Below are 18,466 nucleotides of genomic sequence, written 5' to 3'. Positions count from 1 at the left end.
TTTTTCTAATGCTCTAAGATTTTGTAAACCAATAATACAAGAACAAATAAGGAGCTATTTCAAGAGTGCAAAGATACAAAATAAAATAGAACAGATTATTGGTAATTGTTTTTTGATATAATTTTAAAAACTGACTATATAATATGATGTTTGTTGCTAATAATGTAATAATTATAATGATAATTGGTATATTAGAAGCAATGTTGTTGTAGAAAAGGATGAGGTCAATAGGTAAAATAAGCATTGCAACGTAATTCCTATAGTTTACTTTTTGCAAATTAAATTGTTCTGCGAATTCTTCAATATTAAAAGTTGTAGCTATGATTCGTTCTATTAAAAATTTTGAGAGAATGAATAAACAAACAATATTAAAGACGCTTATGAAAGAGCGTAAAGAGTAATAATCTATAGCTCCGAAATTCTTTAAGCAGATTTGAATAAAGAATGAAATAGAGACAACTTGAATAAAGAAAAATGATAATGTAAAGGTACTTCTCAGATTAGTCGAGTCTTTGTATATCTTGTTGTATTTTGAAGAATATGCTAGCCGTAAGAATTCCGAAAACCGAACCTCATAAATAGTTTTATTCATAGCTATTATTCCAAAGCTAAGAAGGAAGATTATAGTAGCCCAATCTTTGCTTTCTATAATCCGTTCGGTTAAAATAATTTCATTCATAACGGATACAAAATTAGTAAATTTTTGTTTCCTATCGAGATTGTATTTTATTTAAGTATCAACTTTATAGAAAAAGGTTACTTTTGTAATCAAACGTAGTGCTATGGAATCAGGAATTGTTATTATTCCAACATACAATGAAATAGAAAATATTCAGGAAATAGTGGAGGCTGTTATGAGCTTGTCCAGTAATTTTCATGTTTTAGTTGTAGATGATAATTCACCTGATGGGACTGCTTCTTTAGTTTTTCAACTTCAATCTCAATATTCAGAAAGGTTATTTTTAGAAGTTCGTGAAGGCAAAAATGGTTTAGGAACCGCTTATGTTCATGGATTTAAATGGGCGTTGAATAGAAGTTATGATTACATCATTGAGATGGACGCTGATTTTTCTCATAATCCTTTAGATTTACCTAGGCTTTTGGATGCGTGTGTGGGGGGTACTGATATGGCTATTGGTTCACGTTATGTAACAGGAGTAAACGTAGTTAACTGGCCTTTAAACAGGGTTCTTTTGTCATATTTTGCTTCGGTATATGTGCGTCTTATAACTGGAATGGAGATAAAAGATACTACTGCTGGATTTGTATGCTATAGGAGAAAAGTACTTGAGTCTATTGATTTGAATAAAATACGTTTTGTAGGTTATGCATTTCAAATAGAAATGAAATATAGAGCTTACGTTAAGAAATTTGTAATTAAAGAAGTTCCTATAATCTTTACTGATAGAACCAAAGGACAATCTAAAATGTCTAAAGGTATTATTAGGGAAGCTATTTTAGGGGTAATTGTTTTGAGGTTTAAACAACTGGTAAATCGATTGTAATATGCAGAAATATTTAATTAAAAACGGAATTATTGTAAATGAAGGGATTCAGTTTACTGGTGATGTTTTGATAGAAGATGGGGTGATCTCCAAAATAGATTCAGTTATAGAAAACATTGATGGTGTTAAAACAATTGATGCTTCGGACTGTTATGTCATTCCAGGTATGATTGATGATCAGGTTCATTTTCGTGAACCAGGGTTAACACATAAAGGGGATATTGAGACAGAATCTAGGGCGGCAATTATGGGAGGAATAACTTCTTATATAGAGCAACCTAATACGGTTCCTAATGCTGTTACTCAAGAGTTATTACAGGATAAGTATGATATTGCTGCTCGCAAATCTTATGCGAATTACTCTTTTATGATGGGAGGGACTAATGATAACTTGGCCGAGGTTTTAAAAACAAACCCGCGAAATGTTGCGGGTGTGAAATTGTTTCTAGGTTCTTCGACAGGTAATATGTTGGTTGATAATCAGGAGGTTTTAGAGAAAATATTTTCAAGTACTTCAATGTTGATTGCTGTGCACGCAGAAGATGAAGCTACTATCAAAGCAAATCTCGCTATTCAAAAGGACTTATATGGTGATGCAATTCCAGTGCAATCACATCCGATAATTCGAAGTGCTGAGGCTTGTTATTTGTCTTCTTCTAAAGCGGTAGCTTTAGCGGAAAAGACAGGGGCTAGACTTCATGTTTTTCATGTCTCAACCGCTCGTGAAACCGAATTGTTTAGAAATGATATTCCATTAAAGGATAAAAAGATAACGGCTGAGGTTTGTGTACATCATTTGTGGTTTACGGATGCTGATTATGATGTTAAAGGGAATTTTATTAAATGGAATCCAGCAGTTAAGAGTGCAGAAGATCGTGAAGGCTTGTGGAAAGCATTATTAGATGACAGAATAGATGTGATTGCTACTGATCATGCTCCTCATACTTTAGAAGAGAAGAGTAAGTCTTATAGCGAAGCTCCGTCAGGTGGTCCGTTAGTACAACATGCCTTAATTGCATTATTCGAAGCTCATAAAAATGGGAGAATAAGCGTGGAGAAAATTGTTGAAAAAACGGCACATAATCCTTCAATAGTATTTCAAATAGAAAAGAGAGGTTTTCTTAAGAAGGGATATCATGCAGATGTTGTAATCGTAAATCCAAAAGCAGATTGGGTTGTAAGTAAGGAGAATGTTGCTTATAAATGTGGGTGGTCTCCTTTTGAAGGACAGCGATTCCATTCTGAGATTACGCATACTTTTGTAAATGGGAAATTAGTATTTGAAAATGGTGTAGTGGCTAGTGAAAAGGCTGGAGAGAGAATGCTTTTTGAAAGATAAGATTATGAAATACTTTTTAATAATAATTAGTTTTTTGACATTGTTGTCTTGTGAAGAAAAACATGAGAAGCCGACTCCGTTTATTGAAGAGGGGACAATGAAGGATATTATGTATGATTTTTCTTTGGTTTCGGCAATTGAGGGGGTGAGTGCTTATTATACAGATACAGTTTCAAAAATAAACGGTGCGTCTGTTTTGAGAAAATATGGGATAGATAGTTTGACTTATGTCAAGAATAGTGAATATTATCTAAATCTTGATAAAGGAGTTTATCTCGATATGCAATTAGAAGTTAAGAAAAGATTAGAAGAGCAAAAAGCGATTATTGATACTTTGGTGAAAAGAGAAAATGATGATAAAATAAAACTAGGAGTTGTGAAAGACTCGCTGGTATTAAAGGATAGTTTAGGTGTGAAAATAAATAGTTCTAAGGTTAATGATTTGAAGAAGGCTGCCAAAGGCTTAAAGCTTGAGTCAAAACTTCAGAAGTTGAATTGAAAGTGAAGTTGAGTTCTTTCTTAGCTTTGTTATTATCATAATAATAAATTGAATGAGAAGCTTTTGCGAGAGATCGTGTAAAGCTTCTTTTTTTTGTTGTAAGTAAACTAATAATAAAGTCAATACGCCAAGCTATTGAAGTTGCTAAAGTACCAGCTTGAAGTGTTGGTGGTTTCTTTTGTAGCTTTAAAGCAATTTCATTCATTAAGTCATGATAAGAAATGTTTTCAGCCACAAGAATGAAACGTTCATTAATAACAGAGCTCTTCATTAAATAAATCATTGACTTTGCCACATCTTTAACTCCAATAATAGCAGCGATTCCCTTTGTGTAGAATGGGAATCCCTTATTTATTTTTGTAAAAAACTCTTGACTTCCATCCTTAAATACCCCATTTCCAAAAATGATGCCTGGATTAACTATAATGGCATCTAATCCTTCCTGAGTTCCTCTCCAGACCTCAAGTTCTGCGCCGTATTTTGAGATAGCGTAATCACTGTGATGTTTGTCGGGGTTCCATTCAGATTCTTCATCAATTAATTCGCCGATTTTTACTGTATCACCTAAAGCAGCGATAGAGCTCACGTAGCAGAATTTAGTGACTCCAAATTCTAAAGACATATTTACTAAGTTGGCGGTGCCTTCAATGTTGATTTTACGAAGTAATTCTTCGTCTTTTGGGTTAAAGGATATTAGGGCGGCGCAATGATAAACATGACTTATATCTTTAAAAGCTTTTTCTAAAGCGGGGCAGTCTGTTACATCGGCTCTTACCCAATTGATTTGTAAAAATAAAGCTTCAGAATTTACACTTTTGAAATACTGTAATGTCTTTTTGATGCTATCCTCATGTCTATAAATAGCTCGGACTTCCTCTCCGTTTGAGAGAAGTTGGTGCAAAAGTGTTGCACCTAATAAGCCAGTACCTCCAGTTACTAAAATCATAGATAAAACAAATGTAAGCGATAAGTTTAATATACTAAAAGAAATAGTTTCAAATGTCCATTGTTTTGTGTTTTTATAATGTTTTCGAGGTTAAGGTGTAATTGAGAAGGGCTTGAGTTTTATTTTTGAATGCTTTAATGTTCCATTTGCTTTCTAATTGAACTATATTTGCGCAAAATATATTTAAATGAAAAATTTTATTGAAGAAGTGACTTGGAGAGGAATGCTCCACGACGTTATGCCAGGCACTGAAGAACATTTGTTGGAGCAAATGCGTGTAGCGTATGTGGGAATTGACCCAACAGCGGATTCATTGCATATTGGACATTTAGTAGGTGTAATGTTGTTAAAGCATTTTCAATTAGCAGGGCATAAGCCAATTGCTCTTATTGGAGGTGCTACTGGAATGATTGGAGACCCGTCTGGGAAGTCTAATGAGAGAAATCTATTAGATGAAGCGGCTTTGCGTCATAACCAACAGGCTATTAAATCACAGTTAGAACGTTTCTTGGATTTCAATTCTGGAGAAGCGAATGCTGCTGAATTGGTTAATAATTACGATTGGATGAAAGAATTTTCATTTTTGGAATTTATTCGTACTGTTGGAAAGCATCTTACTGTAAATTATATGATGGCGAAAGATTCTGTGAAGAAGCGCTTGAATGGTGAATTTGCAGAGGGAATGTCATTTACAGAATTTTCATATCAATTATTGCAAGGTTATGACTTCTTGCATTTGTTTGAAAAGAAGAGTGTTACACTTCAAATGGGAGGGTCTGATCAATGGGGTAATATTACAACAGGGACAGAGCTAATTCGTAGAATAGCTAGCGAAAAAGCATATGCTTTAACGTGTCCGTTAATTACTAAGGCAGATGGTACTAAGTTTGGTAAATCAGAAGGTGGAAATATTTGGCTTTCTGCGGAATATACATCTCCATATAAGTTTTATCAGTATTGGGTAAATACTTCTGATGCAGATGCAGAAAAATATATTAAGATATTTACGTTCATATCGAAAGAAGATATTGAATCTTTGATTCAAGAGCATCAACAAGCACCTCATTTAAGAGTGCTTCAAAAGCGTTTGGCAGATGAGGTAACTATTATGGTTCATGGTGAGGAACAATTGGAGAATGCAATAAAAGCATCAAATATTTTGTTTGGTAATTCTAATGCTGAAGATTTAAAACAATTAGATGAAAAGACTTTTTTAGAAGTGTTTGATGGAGTTCCTCAGGCTATTATTGAGATGAGTGATGTTGAAGCTGGATTGGGAATAGTAGATGCGTTGGCTAGTAAATCTGGATTTACCACTTCTAATGGGGAGGCTCGAAGAGCTTTACAAGCGAACTCTATTTCGGTAAACCGTGAGAAGGTAACTGAAGACTATGTTATTACTAAAGAAGATTTGATTAATAATCAATTTGTCTTGTTGCAAAAAGGAAAGAAAAACTACTTTGTATTACAAATTAAGTAGTCTTTTATAGTATTCAAAAAAAGCCCTCTTTGAGGGCTTTTTTTGTTATAATGAAAAGATTAATTGTCGTTTAGTTCGTTGCTTTTATAAAGCATTGTCTTTAAACATATTCTTGTTTATGTTGTCAATGTATTCTAATAGTTCTTCTCTTCCTAGTTTATCTTCGGATGAAGTAACAAAGTAAGGAGGCATTTCTTCCCAGCCACTTGCTAAAAGAGATTTTTTATAAGTAGCAACATGTTTGTCAATTTTGGTTTTTCCTATTTTATCTGCTTTAGTAAAGATGATAGAAAATGGAATTCCATTCTCGCCTAAATATCCAATGAAATCAAGGTCGATGTTTTGTGCGTCGTGACGTATATCTACCAATACAAATGCTGATATTAATTGCTCTCGCTCTTCAAAATACTTAGTGATGAATCTCTGAAAAGTTCTTTTGGTTTGTTTAGAAACTTTAGCATAGCCATATCCAGGTAAGTCAACTAAAAACCAATTAGAATTGATTTTAAAGTGATTGATTAACTGGGTTTTTCCAGGTTTCCCTGATGTTTTTGCTAGGTACTTACGGTCTGTAAGCATATTGATTAACGAAGACTTACCAACATTAGACCTTCCAATAAAGGCATATTCTGGTAAAGGTTCTTTAGGACATTTACTAACTTCTGAGTTGCTTATGACAAATTCTGCTGAGGTAATCTTCATTTTTATAGGTTTCTTTTAGTCAGCCAAGCTTCTAATAGTTCATTGAATTCATTAGGACGTTCCATCATAGCAGCATGTCCACATTTGTCAATCCAAAACAATTCGGAATCTGGTAATAATTCGTCAAATTCAACAGCCACTTCTGGTGGTGTTACTTGGTCGTTTTTACCCCAAATCAAACAAGTAGGTGTTTGTATTTTTGGTAAATCCTTAGCCATATTGTGACGGATCGCACTTTTAGCGATAGTTATGGTCTTAATTACCTTTATACGGTCATTGACAGTTGCAAAAACTTCATCTACTAATTCTTTAGTAGCAATAGAAGGGTCGTAAAACACGTCCTCTGCCTTTTTCTTTATATATTCGTAATCACCTCTTTTAGGGTAACTGTCGCCCATAGCGCTTTCGTAAAGCCCAGAACTTCCAGTTAGAACCATACCTTTTAGTAATTCAGGGTACATTTTTGCGTGATATAACGCTATATGACCACCCAATGAATTACCTAATAAAATCACTTTATCAAAACCTTTAAAAACAATAAAGTCCTTCACAAATCTTGCGAAAGCTTTTACATTAGTTTTAAGTAGGCTGTTAGTGTATAAGGGTAATTCGGGTATAATTATTTTATAACCTTTGTTATTAAAATAATCGGCAACACCATCAAAGTTACTAAGTCCTCCCATTAATCCGTGTAGAATAACGATAGGAGTGCCTTCACCTATTTCGTAATATCGGTATTTACCTTCTACTTTTAAAGTTCGCTCCATGTAATCTTTCATGCGATTTTTAAATTCATACAAATATAGGCTTTTAAAATTTACAAAATTTAGTATCGTTCTATAAAAAGAATTTTTTTAGACAGTTTAGTATTGTCTTTTATGTGTTTTTTGGAATATAAACTGTTGTTTTTTAGTTGATAATGATATGGTGATTAGGTTTGTATAGCTTTTAAAATGTTTATAGACTTCTGATTTTTGAATATGGTTGTTTTCTGAATGTGAAATTATGAGTTTTTATGAGGATTCGACTAATCGTTAAAACTTTGTATCATTTTTCCAATTTGAAAAGCGATTGTCCTGTGTTTTTTAATTTTGAAGATGGTGGGAATATATTTAAAATGGCTATGTATAAAATGTTTAAGAATGCTATTAATATGTAAATTTGATACTGCAAAATAAATTAAACGTGATAAAAGTACTGATTATTGACGATGAGGAAAAGTTGAGAAACTTGCTGTCCAAGATTATAGGATTAGAGGGATTTGAAGTTTTTCAAGCTTCTACTATTAGAATAGGATTTAAAAGATTAGACGTTGAAGATGTAGATGTGGTAATTTGTGATGTGAAATTACCCGATGGAAATGGTATTGAGACTGCGAAGCTTATCAAAGAAAAACACCCATTCCTTGAAGTAATTTTATTAACTGCATTTGGTAATATTGCTGATGGAGTCCAAGCTATGAGGAATGGTGCTTTTGATTATATTACTAAAGGAGATGATAACAATAAAATTCTACCTCTGGTTTACAAAGCATCAGAGAAGGCTACTTTAAATAAAAGAGTTAGAACGTTAGAAAAACAACTTGGAGAAAAATATACTTTTGAAAAGATTATTGGATCTTCTAAGGTTTTACAATCTTCTATTGAGCTTGCTCGCAAGGTGGCACCAACAGACACAACAGTATTGTTAACCGGAGAAACAGGAACAGGAAAGGAGCTCTTCGCTCAAGCCATTCATCAGGCAAGTGCAAGGCGTAGTAATAATTTTGTTGCAATAAACTGTGCGGCATTCAGTTCGGAGTTACTAGAGAATGAATTGTTTGGTCATAAAGCAGGTGCTTTTACAGGTGCTAACAAAGATGAAAAAGGACTTTTTGCAGAAGCTCACAATGGAACAATCTTTTTAGATGAAATTGGAGAGATGCCTTTATTGCTACAAGCTAAGATATTACGAGTGCTCGAAACGGGTGAGTTTCTTAGAGTAGGAGATTCAAAAATATCGAAAGTTAATGTAAGGGTTATAGCGGCAACTAATCGAAATCTAGAAGAAGAAATTGAGAGAGAGCATTTTCGAAGTGACCTTTATTACAGGCTATCTGTATTCACTATTAACGTACCTTCTCTTAGAGAGCGGAAAACTGATATAAAACTTTTAGCAGTGCACTATGCTAATTATTACGCACTGTTTTCAAATCGTAACCCCATCACTCTTTCCAAAGCCTATTTAACAGCGCTTGAAGATAATCCATGGAAGGGAAATATTCGTGAATTGCGGAATGTAGTGGAGCGCAGTGTTATATTGACGGATGGTGATGTATTGGAAATAGAAACCTTGCCTACAGAATTTCATCATAGTAAAACCGAAAACAAGCAACTGTCAGCATTTTCAATGGCAAGTGCAGAAAAAATTCATATTCAAAAGGTCCTTAACCATACAAAAGGAAATAAGGCAGAAGCAGCCCGTCTACTAGAAATAGGTGTTGCAACACTTTATAGAAAAATAGAAGAGTATGGAATTGGAAGCTCCAATGTGTGATTCCTTATAAGATTAATAAAACGCTCTTATTTTGAGAAAACCCTATCATTTTGATAGGGTTTTTTTATGATTTTTATTTAGTAAAAAAATGCTATCACTTGATTTTTAGTGGTTAAGAGGGTGTTGTCTGTTTTTGGAATAGAACTTGGCATATAGAATGTCGAAGACCTTCACGATGAAAGTCAAAAATTAAAAACAATCAAGAATGACAGCACTTTTTATAATCGCCATAGCAGTATTCGTATATATCTGTTATGTACTTATCAAGCCAGAAAAATTTTAATAAATAAAAAGATGAAAAGAATTAAGAATAAAAGAATATAGGAATGAACACAGAAATTTTAGGAATACTCGTCATGTTTGGTTTGTCTATAATCTTGGCAATACCATTAGGGAAATACATTGCAAAAGTTTACGCAGGAGAAAGAACACTGTTAGATCCCATTTTCAATCCTTTAGAAAAATTGTTTTATCGACTAAGTGGTATCAACCCAAAGACAGCTATGAATTGGAAACAACATATAGTTGCATTACTTATTATTAATGCTGTGTGGTTTGTATTGGGTATGATTGTTTTAATGATGCAAGGCAGCTTGCCTTTAAATCCAGATAAAAACCCGAATATGTCTGTGGATTTGGCATTTAATACTGTAGTATCGTTTGTGGTAAACTGTAATTTACAACATTATTCAGGTGAATCTGGTTTAAGTTATTTAGGACAGTATTGGTTGATGTTTTTACAGTTCGTTAGCGCAGGGACAGGAATGGCAGCGGCCGTTGTTATTTTTAAAGCTTTTAGAGAAAAAACAACTATATCACTTGGGAATTTCTATGAACATCTTGTAAAATCCTGTACTCGTATTTTATTGCCAATATCATTTATAGTTGCAGTTGTTTTAGTGTTTGAAGGTACTCCCATGACTTTTGAAGGAAAAGACACTATGACCACCCTACAAGGTGATACTGTATCGGTTTCTAGAGGGCCTGCTGCTGCATTCGTTGCAATAAAACATGTAGGAACAAATGGAGGAGGATTCTTTGGTGTGAATTCAGCTCATCCTTTTGAAAACCCCTCCTACTTGACAAATATGGTTGAGATGATAGCACAGATGGTAATACCGATGGCTATGGTTTTTGCTTTTGGGTATTTTATAAAAAGAGGAAAACTTTCTTGGATGATTTTTGGAGTCATGACACTAGGGTTCCTATTGCTTGTTATTCCTACTATTCGAACTGAAATGTATGGAAATCCTGCAATAACAGCAATGGGAGTCGAACCTGGTTTAGGCGCTATGGAAGGAAAAGAAGTCCGATTTGGAGCAGCAACATCTGGTTTTTGGAGTATTGCCACCACTGTGATATCGACAGGGTCTGTAAACGCAATGCACGATAGTATGATGCCCTTGTCGGGAATGAATGAGTTGTTAGCAATGATGACTAACAGCTTTTATGGAGGGGTAGGAGTTGGTATTTTGAATTTCTTCCTATTTCTTGTTTTGGCCGTTTTTATCAGTGGATTGATGGTAGGTAGAACACCGGAATTTCTAGGGAAAAAAATAGAAGCCAAAGAAATGAAGATTGCGATTATCATAACATTACTTCATCCTTTCCTTATTCTGGCTATTACAGCTTTAGCCGTTGCGCTACCTGATTACACAGTAGAATCGATAAATAATCCTGGTTTTCATGGTTTTAGCGAAATGCTTTATGAATATACCTCATCTGCTGCAAATAACGGTAGTGGTTTTGAGGGCTTGAAAGACAACACCCCTTGGTGGAATATAAGTACTGGGATTGTACTGATACTTTCCCGCTTTTTACCAATTATAGGACCTGTTGCTATTGCTGGACTATTGGCAGAGAAAAAGTTTATACCAGAGGGAGGTGGGACTTTGCAGACAGATACTTCCACATTTGGAGTTGTAGTATTCACAGTGATTGTAGTAGTAGCTGCTTTAGCATTCTTTCCGGCATTGGCATTAGGGCCATTAGCAGAGTATTTTTCAAAAATTTAAAAACATCTAAAGATATTTAAAATGAGTAATAGTATAACCATGTTTAAAAAAGATCTTTTTTACAAAAGTTTGAAACAAGCTTTTGTAAAATTGAATCCCAAAAGTATGTTTCGAAATCCCGTAATGTTTACGGTTTGGATTGGTACGTTCATTATGCTTATCGTAAGTATAGCTACTTTGTTTGGAGTTAAGGAACAAGGAAGCTTCGCTTATAATGTAGCGGTTTTTCTAACCTTATTCCTCACTTTGTTATTTGCAAATTTTGCAGAAGCCATTGCAGAAGCAAGAGGTAAAGCGCAAGCAGATAGCTTAAGAAAAACACGACAAGAAACACCTGCCAAACTTCAAAATGGAAGTGTTGTTTCATCTGCTGAGCTTCAGAAAGGGGATGTATTCATATGTGAGTCTGGTGATATAATACCGTCAGATGGGGAAATCATAGAAGGATTAGCTACTATTGATGAAAGTGCTATTACTGGAGAATCTGCTCCTGTGATACGTGAAGCAGGTGGTGATAAAAGTTCTGTAACGGGAGGAACGAAAGTACTTTCTGATAAAATTGTCGTTCAGGTAACTACGCAGCCAGGAGAAAGTTTTTTGGATAAGATGATTACCTTAGTGGAAGGGGCTTCTAGACAAAAAACACCGAATGAAATAGCTTTGACTATTTTACTAGCGGGTTTTACATTGGTGTTTATAATTGTTTGTATAACCCTAAAACCCTTTGCGGATTATGCAAACGTAAGCATTACAATTGCTTCATTTATCTCTCTATTTGTTTGTTTAATTCCAACAACTATTGGTGGGTTATTGTCAGCTATTGGTATTGCAGGTATGGATAGGGCGTTACGAGCTAATGTTATTACAAAAAGCGGAAAAGCTGTTGAAACAGCGGGGGATATTGATGTACTTCTTTTAGATAAAACGGGTACTATTACAATAGGAAACCGGAAAGCAACTCATTTTTATCCTGCTAATGCTATTGATGAGAAAACACTTATAAGAGCAGCGGTATTGAGTTCTATGGCAGATGAAACACCCGAAGGGAAGTCAATTTTAGAACTAGCAGGAATCAATCCTCTAAGTTATGAGGTAAAGAACCCTGTGTTTATCAAGTTTACTGCAGAGACAAGGAGTTCGGGAATTGATTATGAAAACACACGAATTCGAAAAGGAGCAACAGATGCTATTAAAGGCTTGGTTTTGACAGCTGGAAATCAATTTCCTTTAGAGGTAGAGAATAGGGTTAAAGAGATATCTCAGAATGGAGGAACTCCTTTGGTAGTTTCAGAAAATGAAAAAGCACTTGGAGTTATTGAATTGCAAGATATTGTGAAACCAGGAATACAAGAACGATTTGAGCGTCTTCGTAAAATGGGAATTAAAACGGTAATGGTTACAGGAGATAATCCCTTAACAGCCAAGTTTATTGCGGAGAAAGCGGGGGTCGATGACTTTATAGCAGAAGCAAAACCGGAAGACAAGATGAATTATATAAAAAGAGAACAATCAGAAGGACGGTTAGTAGCTATGATGGGTGATGGAACTAATGATGCTCCAGCTTTGGCTCAGGCAGATGTAGGAGTGGCAATGAACAGTGGGACTCAGGCAGCTAAAGAAGCGGGAAATATGGTAGATTTGGATAACGACCCTACGAAATTGATTGAGGTGGTGGAAATTGGTAAGCAGTTGTTGATGACTCGAGGAACGTTAACCACCTTTAGTATCGCTAATGATGTGGCGAAGTATTTTGCTATTATCCCTGCCTTGTTTATAACAGCTATTCCCGCTTTGCAGGGGCTCAATGTTATGAAGTTACACAGCCCTGAAAGCGCCATCTTAGCTGCGGTAATTTTCAATGCAATCATTATCCCACTCTTAATTCCGTTGGCTTTGAAAGGTGTTGCTTATAAACCAATTGGTGCAAGCGCGCTTCTTCGTAGAAATCTTTTGATATATGGATTAGGAGGTGTTCTTGTTCCTTTTGTGGGAATCAAACTAATAGACATGGTGTTGTCGATTTTCTTTTAAACCCGTTAAATCACTAAAAAATAAACTAATGAAAAATCATATTATTCCCGCAATAAAACTAACGGGTGTATTAATCGTATTCCTAGCAGTAATATATCCCTTTTTAGTATGGGGAATTGCGCAATTGGGTCCTAATTCAGGAAAAGGAGAGATTGTAGAGTATAAAGGGGCTGTCTATTATTCTAATATAGGGCAAGTCTTTTCTGAAGCTCATTATTTCTGGTCTAGACCATCTGCTGTAAATTATGATGCGGTTGGTTCTGGAGCTAGTAATAAAGGGCCTTATAATCAATTCTATTTAGAAGAAGTTCAAACAAGAATCAATACTTTTTTAAGACTTAACCCAGAAATAGATAAATCGGAAATTCCCGTTGACTTAATAACCGCAAGCGGTAGCGGACTAGACCCAAATATTTCAGTTCAAGCAGCAAAAATACAAGTTAAGAGAATTGCAAAGAGTAGAGCTATAAATGAAGCGAAGCTCTATGAATTGATAGATGCGCAAACAGAAAAACCATTATTTGGATTGTTTGGACCTGAAAAGATAAACGTATTAGAACTCAATATAGCACTCAATGAAAGTACTTCTAAAAGCAATCAATAAAATGCAGACTACAGTTAGTACAAGATTCAAGCTGTTTTTGGCTTTCTCGACTGGTATTGTTACAACCTTAAACGCTCAGGAAACAGAAAATAAGACATGGAAGATTCGGGGTAATGGAGAGTTTTATTATCAAACCGATTTTAATAATCCAAAGGCAAATACAAGACCGGTTTTTGTGTATAACCATAATCGAAACAACGAGGTAAATCTAAATTTGGGTTTGCTTAGAGTGAATTATGAAAGGGAACATCTTCGGGCTAATTTAGGTGTTGCGGTGGGTACTTATATGAATGCAAACTACTCTTCAGAATCAGGAGGGTTTAAGAATATTTATGAAGCGAATGTAGGTTTTAAATTGTCAAAAGAATATGCGTTGTGGTTAGATGTTGGTATTCTGCCTTCTCATATTGGATTTGAAAGTGCTATAGCAGGAGATAATTATGCTCTTACAAGAAGTATGATGGCGGAAAACTCACCCTATTTTGAAACGGGAGCTAAATTATCCTATAGAACTAGCAGTGGTAAATGGGAAATGGCAATTTTGGTATTAAATGGATGGCAGCGGATTCAGCGAGTGGAAGGAAACACTACCCCTGCAATTGGACATCAGTTAAGTTATCGACCTAACGAAAAAGTGTTGTTAAATAGCAGTTCTTTTATAGGTAATGATATGCCAGATGAACAACGTAAGATGCGATACTTTCATGATTTATATGGACAATTTCAGTTGATGGATAAGTTTGCTTTACAAGTGGGGTTTGATATTGGAATGCAGCAACGAGAAAAGGGGAGCGAACACTATGCTGTTTGGTACACACCAATTATAATAGCTAAATATGCTCCAACAGAAAGAATGAATGTTGCAGTTCGTGGAGAGTATTATATGGATAAAGAAGAAGTTGTTATTTCAACGGAAACAGCTAATGGTTTTCAGACATTTGGTGTGTCATTAAACATAGATTACCGCGTTTTACCCAATTTATTATGGCGGTTAGAAGTAAAAAAATTGAAAAGTAAAGACGCTGTTTTTCTTATGCGTGATGGTGGATTGAATGAAGACATTACAGGGGTTGTTACTTCAGTGTCGATAAGTTTTTAATAGTGCTAATATGAATCCTATTCCTCCTGAATACTAAAGAGGAATTTGTAAATTTGATGGTAATAATTCTTTGTTATGGATGAAAGAAAGAGTGCTGAGCATTTTTTGGGTTTAATTCAAAAATCTCGAAAGGGCAAATTCAAACTTTATATCGGTATGAGCGCAGGTGTCGGAAAAACCTATCGGATGCTTCAAGAAGCTCACTCTCTTTTAAGGAATGGTATTGATGTTAAAGTAGGTTATGTTGAAACGCATAATAGGGAGGAGACCCAAGCGTTATTAAGCGGGCTTTCTGTCGTCCCTCGTCGTAAGCTTTTTTATAAAGGCAAGGAGTTAGAAGAGTTAGATGTGCAAGCTATTATACATTTAAGACCAGAAGTAGTTATTATTGATGAATTAGCGCATTCTAATATAGAGGGAAGTAAAAATGAAAAGCGATGGCAAGATGTTTTAGATATACTAGATAATGGTATCAATGTTATAAGTGCGGTAAACATTCAGCACATAGAAAGTTTAAATGATGAGGTTAAAAATATCACAGGCGTTGATGTACAGGAACGTGTTCCTGATAGAGTGGTAGCGCTAGCAGATGAGGTGGTTAATATCGATTTAACAGCTGAGGAGTTAATAGACAGATTGAAAGAAGGAAAGATTTATGAAGCCTCGAAAATAGAATCGGCATTGAGTAATTTTTTTAAAAGCGAACATATTCTACAGCTCCGAGAATTGGCACTGAAAGAGGTTACTTCACAAGTACAGCGAAAAGTGGAAACAGAAGTTTTTTTGAATCCAAATATTAGAAAAGATTGTTTCATGGCATGCATTAGTTCGAATCATAAAACAGCCCGAAATATTATTAGAAAAACAGCTCGTTTGGCAAGCTATTACAATAGTAAATGGTATGTGATGTATGTACAGACTCCAAAGGAAAGTTCCGATAAAATAGCATTGGATAAGCAACGATATTTGATTAATAATTTTAAGTTAGCTACGGAACTCGGTGCGGAATTAATAAAAATACAGGGAAAAAATGTTACTAAAGCTATTATTACAGAATGTGAAGAACGCAAAATAACAACACTCTGTATTGGTAAACCACGTATTACATTTCTTAAAATTCTTGCAGCTTCCGACACCTTTAATACTTTATTGAAAAGTTTAGCACACGGTAAAGTGGATCTAATAATACTATCATAATGAAGATAAAAACAAAATTGACGTTTGGCGTAGGGCTTTTATTTTTAATGATTATTGCGCTTGCAACGATTAGTGGATGGTACGTAAACGAACTAAAGAAAGATACCAATAATATCTTAGTGGCTAATTACAACACTATTCAATATTCTAGAAGTATGCTGTTGGCATTAGAGGATATTGAATTAGATAATGAAGCATTGGATATTTTTCAAAAGTATCTCGATAAACAACAGTTGAATATGACTGAAATAGGAGAGGTTGAGGCTACTAATCTTATTCTTAAACATTTTGAACGGTTAAAAACAGCAGGATTAAAAGATACGAAATTAGTGTCGTCTATACGGAAAGACATCACGGAGTTGATGAGGTTGAATATGGAGGCTATCGAAAGAAAAAGCCATATAGCAGACGACACCGCACAGCATGCAATTGTGATTATTTCTTTTGCGGGAACTCTGTGTTTTCTAGTAGCTTTTGTGTTATTGATTAATCTACCATCAAATATCGCTAATCCGATTGAAGAGTTAACTAGAAGTATCAAAGAGATTGCTGGACAGAATTATAAGAAGCGTGTTCATTTCGAAAGCCATAATGAGTTTGGGGGTTTGGCTAAGTCTTTCAATACTATGGCGGAAAAACTAGAAGAATATTCGGAGAGTAAACTAGATAAAATTCTAAAAGGGAAAAAACGTATCGAGACGTTAATCGATTCTATGCATGACGCAGTAATAGGAATAGATGAAACAAACAAAATATTATTTATAAATGACGAAGCATTAAAAATAACCGGATTAGACCGTCAGCAAATTTTGGGAAGGCAAATTCAAGATATAGCGGTTACCAATGATTTAATTCGGGATATAGTCCGAAAAACAATAGAATCAAACAGCGATAAAGAATTAGAAGAACCGATGAAAATTTATGCAAATGGCAAAGAAAGTTATTTTGAAAGAGAGAGTATCGATATCAATATTGTTCCCACAGGAGAGGAAAGCAGTCAATTTATAGGACAGGTAATCATGTTGCGAAATATAACCCCATTTAAAGAGCTAGATATGGCGAAGACAAATTTCATAGGGACGGTTTCTCATGAATTTAAAACTCCTATTGCTTCTATAAAAATGGGTGTACAGCTGTTAGAAAATAAACAAGTGGGAATCCTTAACGAAGAACAAGAAGAATTGATTAATGGCATTAAAGATGATGTGGATAGATTGTTGAGAATTACTGGGGAACTGATATCTATAACCCAATTAGAAAGTGGAACAGTAAAAGTTGTTAAGACAAAAGTGCCAATATTTTCTATAGTTGATTATGCTATAAATGCTAATAAGGTAATTGCAGAACAGAAAAAAATCAGATTACAAGTATTGGTTCAGGAAGGTCTTGGGACTGTTCTAGCAGATAGTGAAAAAACAGCGTGGGTACTCACAAATTTAGTATCTAATGCGGTGCGGTATTCGTATGAAAATTCTGTCGTAAATATAGAAGTTAGTTTGAGAGAGAATCAAGTAAAGTTTTCCGTTAAAGATGTAGGGGAAGGTATTCAAGACGAATATTTAGAGAAAATATTTGAACGCTATTTTCGCATTCCAGGAACTAAAAAAGAAGGAACGGGATTGGGTTTGAGTATTAGTAAAGATTATATTGAGGCACAAGGAGGGACTATATGGGTTGAGAGTGATTATGGGGCGGGAAGTACTTTTTGTTTTACGTTAGACTTAGGTAGAGGTGATTAATGTTTAAATTTTGAAAAACTTAATTACTTTAATGAAAATATTCTGAGGCTAGGAGTTTTTTCATTTACACAAGGTGTTGAGTGATGATAAAAAAAACCACCTGAATAAGGTGGTTTTTATATAAGATAAAAATAGTTTTAGACTATTTAGCTGCAGCATAACGTTTTGCTACTTCATTCCAGTTAATTACGTTGAAAAAAGCTGTAATATAATCAGGACGACGGTTTTGGTAGTTTAAGTAGTATGCATGTTCCCAAACATCCATTCCTAAGATTGGTGTTCCTCCACATCCAACTCCTGGCATCAAAGTGTTGTCTTGATTTGGTGTTCCACAAACAGATAGTTTTCCGTTAGAAACACATAGCCAAGCCCATCCTGAACCAAATTGAGTAGCTCCTGCTTTTGCAAATGCTTCTTTGAAGCTTGCAAAAGAACCAAATTCTTTAGCAATTGCGTCTGCTAATTCACCTGTAGGTTCTCCTCCTCCATTTGGACTCATTACTTCCCAAAATAAATTGTGGTTGAAGTATCCTCCTCCATTGTTACGTACTGCTCCGTTAGACATATCTAGATTTTTAAGAATCTCTTCGATTGATTTTCCTTCTAAGTCTGTTCCTGCGATTGCAGCATTTAAATTAGTTGTATAAGCATTGTGGTGCTTTGAGTGATGTATTTCCATTGTTCTCGCATCAATGTGCGGTTCAAGAGCGTCGTATGCGTAAGGCAGTTTTGGTAATTCGAAAGCCATAATTCGTATTATTTAAAAGATTAGTAT

17 protein-coding genes are annotated in these 18,466 nt (G+C 34.8%); 12 read left to right on the top strand and 5 right to left on the bottom strand.

From position 1 onward, the window contains the following. Positions 1–13: 13 nt before the first annotated feature. On the bottom strand, positions 14–679 hold the full coding sequence (locus BM024_RS13000; RefSeq protein ID WP_090681230.1) for a DUF4271 domain-containing protein: 666 nt from the start codon (positions 677–679) through the stop codon (positions 14–16). 103 nt (positions 680–782) lie between these two features. On the opposite strand from BM024_RS13000, the gene BM024_RS12995 reads away from it, so the two are divergent. From BM024_RS12995 to BM024_RS12985, 3 genes are read left to right on the top strand one after another with little or no spacing between them, the layout of a single operon-like run. After that, a complete protein-coding gene (locus BM024_RS12995) occupies positions 783–1,505 on the top strand; it encodes a polyprenol monophosphomannose synthase (protein WP_090681227.1) in 723 nt (240 codons plus the stop codon). Between the two features lies 1 nt (position 1,506). Further along, positions 1,507–2,844 carry a dihydroorotase gene (locus BM024_RS12990; protein ID WP_090681225.1) on the top strand — a complete coding sequence of 446 codons (1,338 nt, stop codon included), beginning with the start codon at positions 1,507–1,509 and terminating at the stop codon, positions 2,842–2,844. Positions 2,845–2,848: 4 nt separating this feature from the next. Continuing rightward, entirely contained in the window at positions 2,849–3,343 is a 495-nt protein-coding gene (locus tag BM024_RS12985) for a DUF4296 domain-containing protein (protein ID WP_090681222.1), read from the top strand. On the opposite strand, the gene BM024_RS12980 is transcribed toward BM024_RS12985, so the two are convergent. Further along, complete coding sequence (locus BM024_RS12980) at positions 3,279–4,289, bottom strand: NAD-dependent epimerase/dehydratase family protein (protein ID WP_090681219.1); 1,011 nt, start codon at positions 4,287–4,289, stop codon at positions 3,279–3,281. The two genes, BM024_RS12985 and BM024_RS12980, sit on opposite strands and share 65 nt — an antisense overlap. Before the next feature lie 187 nt (positions 4,290–4,476). On the opposite strand from BM024_RS12980, the gene tyrS reads away from it, so the two are divergent. Further along, positions 4,477–5,769, top strand: coding sequence for a tyrosine--tRNA ligase (gene tyrS / locus BM024_RS12975; RefSeq protein WP_090681216.1), 1,293 nt, complete (start codon positions 4,477–4,479; stop codon positions 5,767–5,769). An 84-nt stretch (positions 5,770–5,853) separates the two neighbouring features. On the opposite strand, the gene yihA is transcribed toward tyrS, so the two are convergent. Both yihA and BM024_RS12965 read right to left on the bottom strand, forming a co-directional pair. Beyond that, positions 5,854–6,471 (bottom strand): ribosome biogenesis GTP-binding protein YihA/YsxC, encoded by a 618-nt coding sequence (yihA, locus tag BM024_RS12970; protein WP_090681214.1) that lies wholly within the window; start codon positions 6,469–6,471, stop codon positions 5,854–5,856. Between the two features lie 2 nt (positions 6,472–6,473). Continuing rightward, positions 6,474–7,238 carry an alpha/beta fold hydrolase gene (locus BM024_RS12965; protein ID WP_090681289.1) on the bottom strand — a complete coding sequence of 255 codons (765 nt, stop codon included), beginning with the start codon at positions 7,236–7,238 and terminating at the stop codon, positions 6,474–6,476. A gap of 418 nt (positions 7,239–7,656) precedes the next feature. Between BM024_RS12965 and BM024_RS12960 the strand changes: the two genes are divergently transcribed. The 8 genes from BM024_RS12960 (at position 7,657) to BM024_RS12925 (ending at position 17,691) form a co-directional block, all read left to right on the top strand. Next, positions 7,657–9,006 carry a sigma-54-dependent transcriptional regulator gene (locus BM024_RS12960; protein ID WP_090681211.1) on the top strand — a complete coding sequence of 450 codons (1,350 nt, stop codon included), beginning with the start codon at positions 7,657–7,659 and terminating at the stop codon, positions 9,004–9,006. 205 nt (positions 9,007–9,211) lie between these two features. Beyond that, on the top strand, positions 9,212–9,289 hold the full coding sequence (locus BM024_RS12955; RefSeq protein ID WP_090681287.1) for a potassium-transporting ATPase subunit F: 78 nt from the start codon (positions 9,212–9,214) through the stop codon (positions 9,287–9,289). 43 nt (positions 9,290–9,332) lie between these two features. Beyond that, positions 9,333–11,021, top strand: coding sequence for a potassium-transporting ATPase subunit KdpA (kdpA, locus tag BM024_RS12950; RefSeq protein WP_090681208.1), 1,689 nt, complete (start codon positions 9,333–9,335; stop codon positions 11,019–11,021). Between the two features lie 21 nt (positions 11,022–11,042). After that, on the top strand, positions 11,043–13,052 hold the full coding sequence (gene kdpB, locus BM024_RS12945; RefSeq protein ID WP_090681205.1) for a potassium-transporting ATPase subunit KdpB: 2,010 nt from the start codon (positions 11,043–11,045) through the stop codon (positions 13,050–13,052). A gap of 28 nt (positions 13,053–13,080) precedes the next feature. Then, a complete protein-coding gene (locus BM024_RS12940; protein WP_090681202.1) occupies positions 13,081–13,656 on the top strand; it encodes a K(+)-transporting ATPase subunit C in 576 nt (191 codons plus the stop codon). Then, positions 13,628–14,755, top strand: coding sequence for a porin (locus BM024_RS12935; protein ID WP_245753892.1), 1,128 nt, complete (start codon positions 13,628–13,630; stop codon positions 14,753–14,755). Before BM024_RS12940 ends, BM024_RS12935 begins: the two co-directional genes overlap by 29 nt. Positions 14,756–14,830: 75 nt before the next feature. Beyond that, positions 14,831–15,952 (top strand): sensor protein KdpD, encoded by a 1,122-nt coding sequence (locus tag BM024_RS12930; RefSeq protein WP_090681200.1) that lies wholly within the window; start codon positions 14,831–14,833, stop codon positions 15,950–15,952. After that, positions 15,952–17,691, top strand: a complete 1,740-nt coding sequence (locus tag BM024_RS12925) for a HAMP domain-containing sensor histidine kinase (RefSeq protein ID WP_090681197.1) — start codon at positions 15,952–15,954, stop codon at positions 17,689–17,691. Before BM024_RS12930 ends, BM024_RS12925 begins: the two co-directional genes overlap by 1 nt. 142 nt (positions 17,692–17,833) lie before the next feature. On the opposite strand, the gene BM024_RS12920 is transcribed toward BM024_RS12925, so the two are convergent. Continuing rightward, positions 17,834–18,439 carry a superoxide dismutase gene (locus BM024_RS12920; RefSeq protein ID WP_090681195.1) on the bottom strand — a complete coding sequence of 202 codons (606 nt, stop codon included), beginning with the start codon at positions 18,437–18,439 and terminating at the stop codon, positions 17,834–17,836. Positions 18,440–18,466 lie beyond the last annotated feature (27 nt).

Origin of the sequence: Myroides guanonis, from assembly GCF_900114085.1 — a bacterium.
Classification (GTDB): domain Bacteria; phylum Bacteroidota; class Bacteroidia; order Flavobacteriales; family Flavobacteriaceae; genus Flavobacterium; species Flavobacterium guanonis.
Note: the sequence above shows the minus strand (reverse complement) of the source record. Positions and strands in the feature narration are given on the sequence as shown.

Bases quoted from the DNA above. Each gene is read 5' to 3' on its own strand.
- BM024_RS13000 (WP_090681230.1), bottom strand. From the start codon at position 679: ATGAATGAAATTATTTTAACCGAACGGATTATAGAAAGCAAAGATTGG.
- BM024_RS12995 (WP_090681227.1), top strand. From the start codon at position 783: ATGGAATCAGGAATTGTTATTATTCCAACATACAATGAAATAGAAAAT.
- BM024_RS12990 (WP_090681225.1), top strand. From the start codon at position 1,507: ATGCAGAAATATTTAATTAAAAACGGAATTATTGTAAATGAAGGGATT.
- BM024_RS12985 (WP_090681222.1), top strand. From the start codon at position 2,849: ATGAAATACTTTTTAATAATAATTAGTTTTTTGACATTGTTGTCTTGT.
- BM024_RS12980 (WP_090681219.1), bottom strand. From the start codon at position 4,289: ATGATTTTAGTAACTGGAGGTACTGGCTTATTAGGTGCAACACTTTTG.
- tyrS (WP_090681216.1), top strand. From the start codon at position 4,477: ATGAAAAATTTTATTGAAGAAGTGACTTGGAGAGGAATGCTCCACGAC.
- yihA (WP_090681214.1), bottom strand. From the start codon at position 6,471: ATGAAGATTACCTCAGCAGAATTTGTCATAAGCAACTCAGAAGTTAGT.
- BM024_RS12965 (WP_090681289.1), bottom strand. From the start codon at position 7,238: ATGGAGCGAACTTTAAAAGTAGAAGGTAAATACCGATATTACGAAATA.
- BM024_RS12955 (WP_090681287.1), top strand. From the start codon at position 9,212: ATGACAGCACTTTTTATAATCGCCATAGCAGTATTCGTATATATCTGT.
- kdpA (WP_090681208.1), top strand. From the start codon at position 9,333: ATGAACACAGAAATTTTAGGAATACTCGTCATGTTTGGTTTGTCTATA.
- kdpB (WP_090681205.1), top strand. From the start codon at position 11,043: ATGAGTAATAGTATAACCATGTTTAAAAAAGATCTTTTTTACAAAAGT.
- BM024_RS12940 (WP_090681202.1), top strand. From the start codon at position 13,081: ATGAAAAATCATATTATTCCCGCAATAAAACTAACGGGTGTATTAATC.
- BM024_RS12935 (WP_245753892.1), top strand. From the start codon at position 13,628: ATGAAAGTACTTCTAAAAGCAATCAATAAAATGCAGACTACAGTTAGT.
- BM024_RS12930 (WP_090681200.1), top strand. From the start codon at position 14,831: ATGGATGAAAGAAAGAGTGCTGAGCATTTTTTGGGTTTAATTCAAAAA.
- BM024_RS12925 (WP_090681197.1), top strand. From the start codon at position 15,952: ATGAAGATAAAAACAAAATTGACGTTTGGCGTAGGGCTTTTATTTTTA.
- BM024_RS12920 (WP_090681195.1), bottom strand. From the start codon at position 18,439: ATGGCTTTCGAATTACCAAAACTGCCTTACGCATACGACGCTCTTGAA.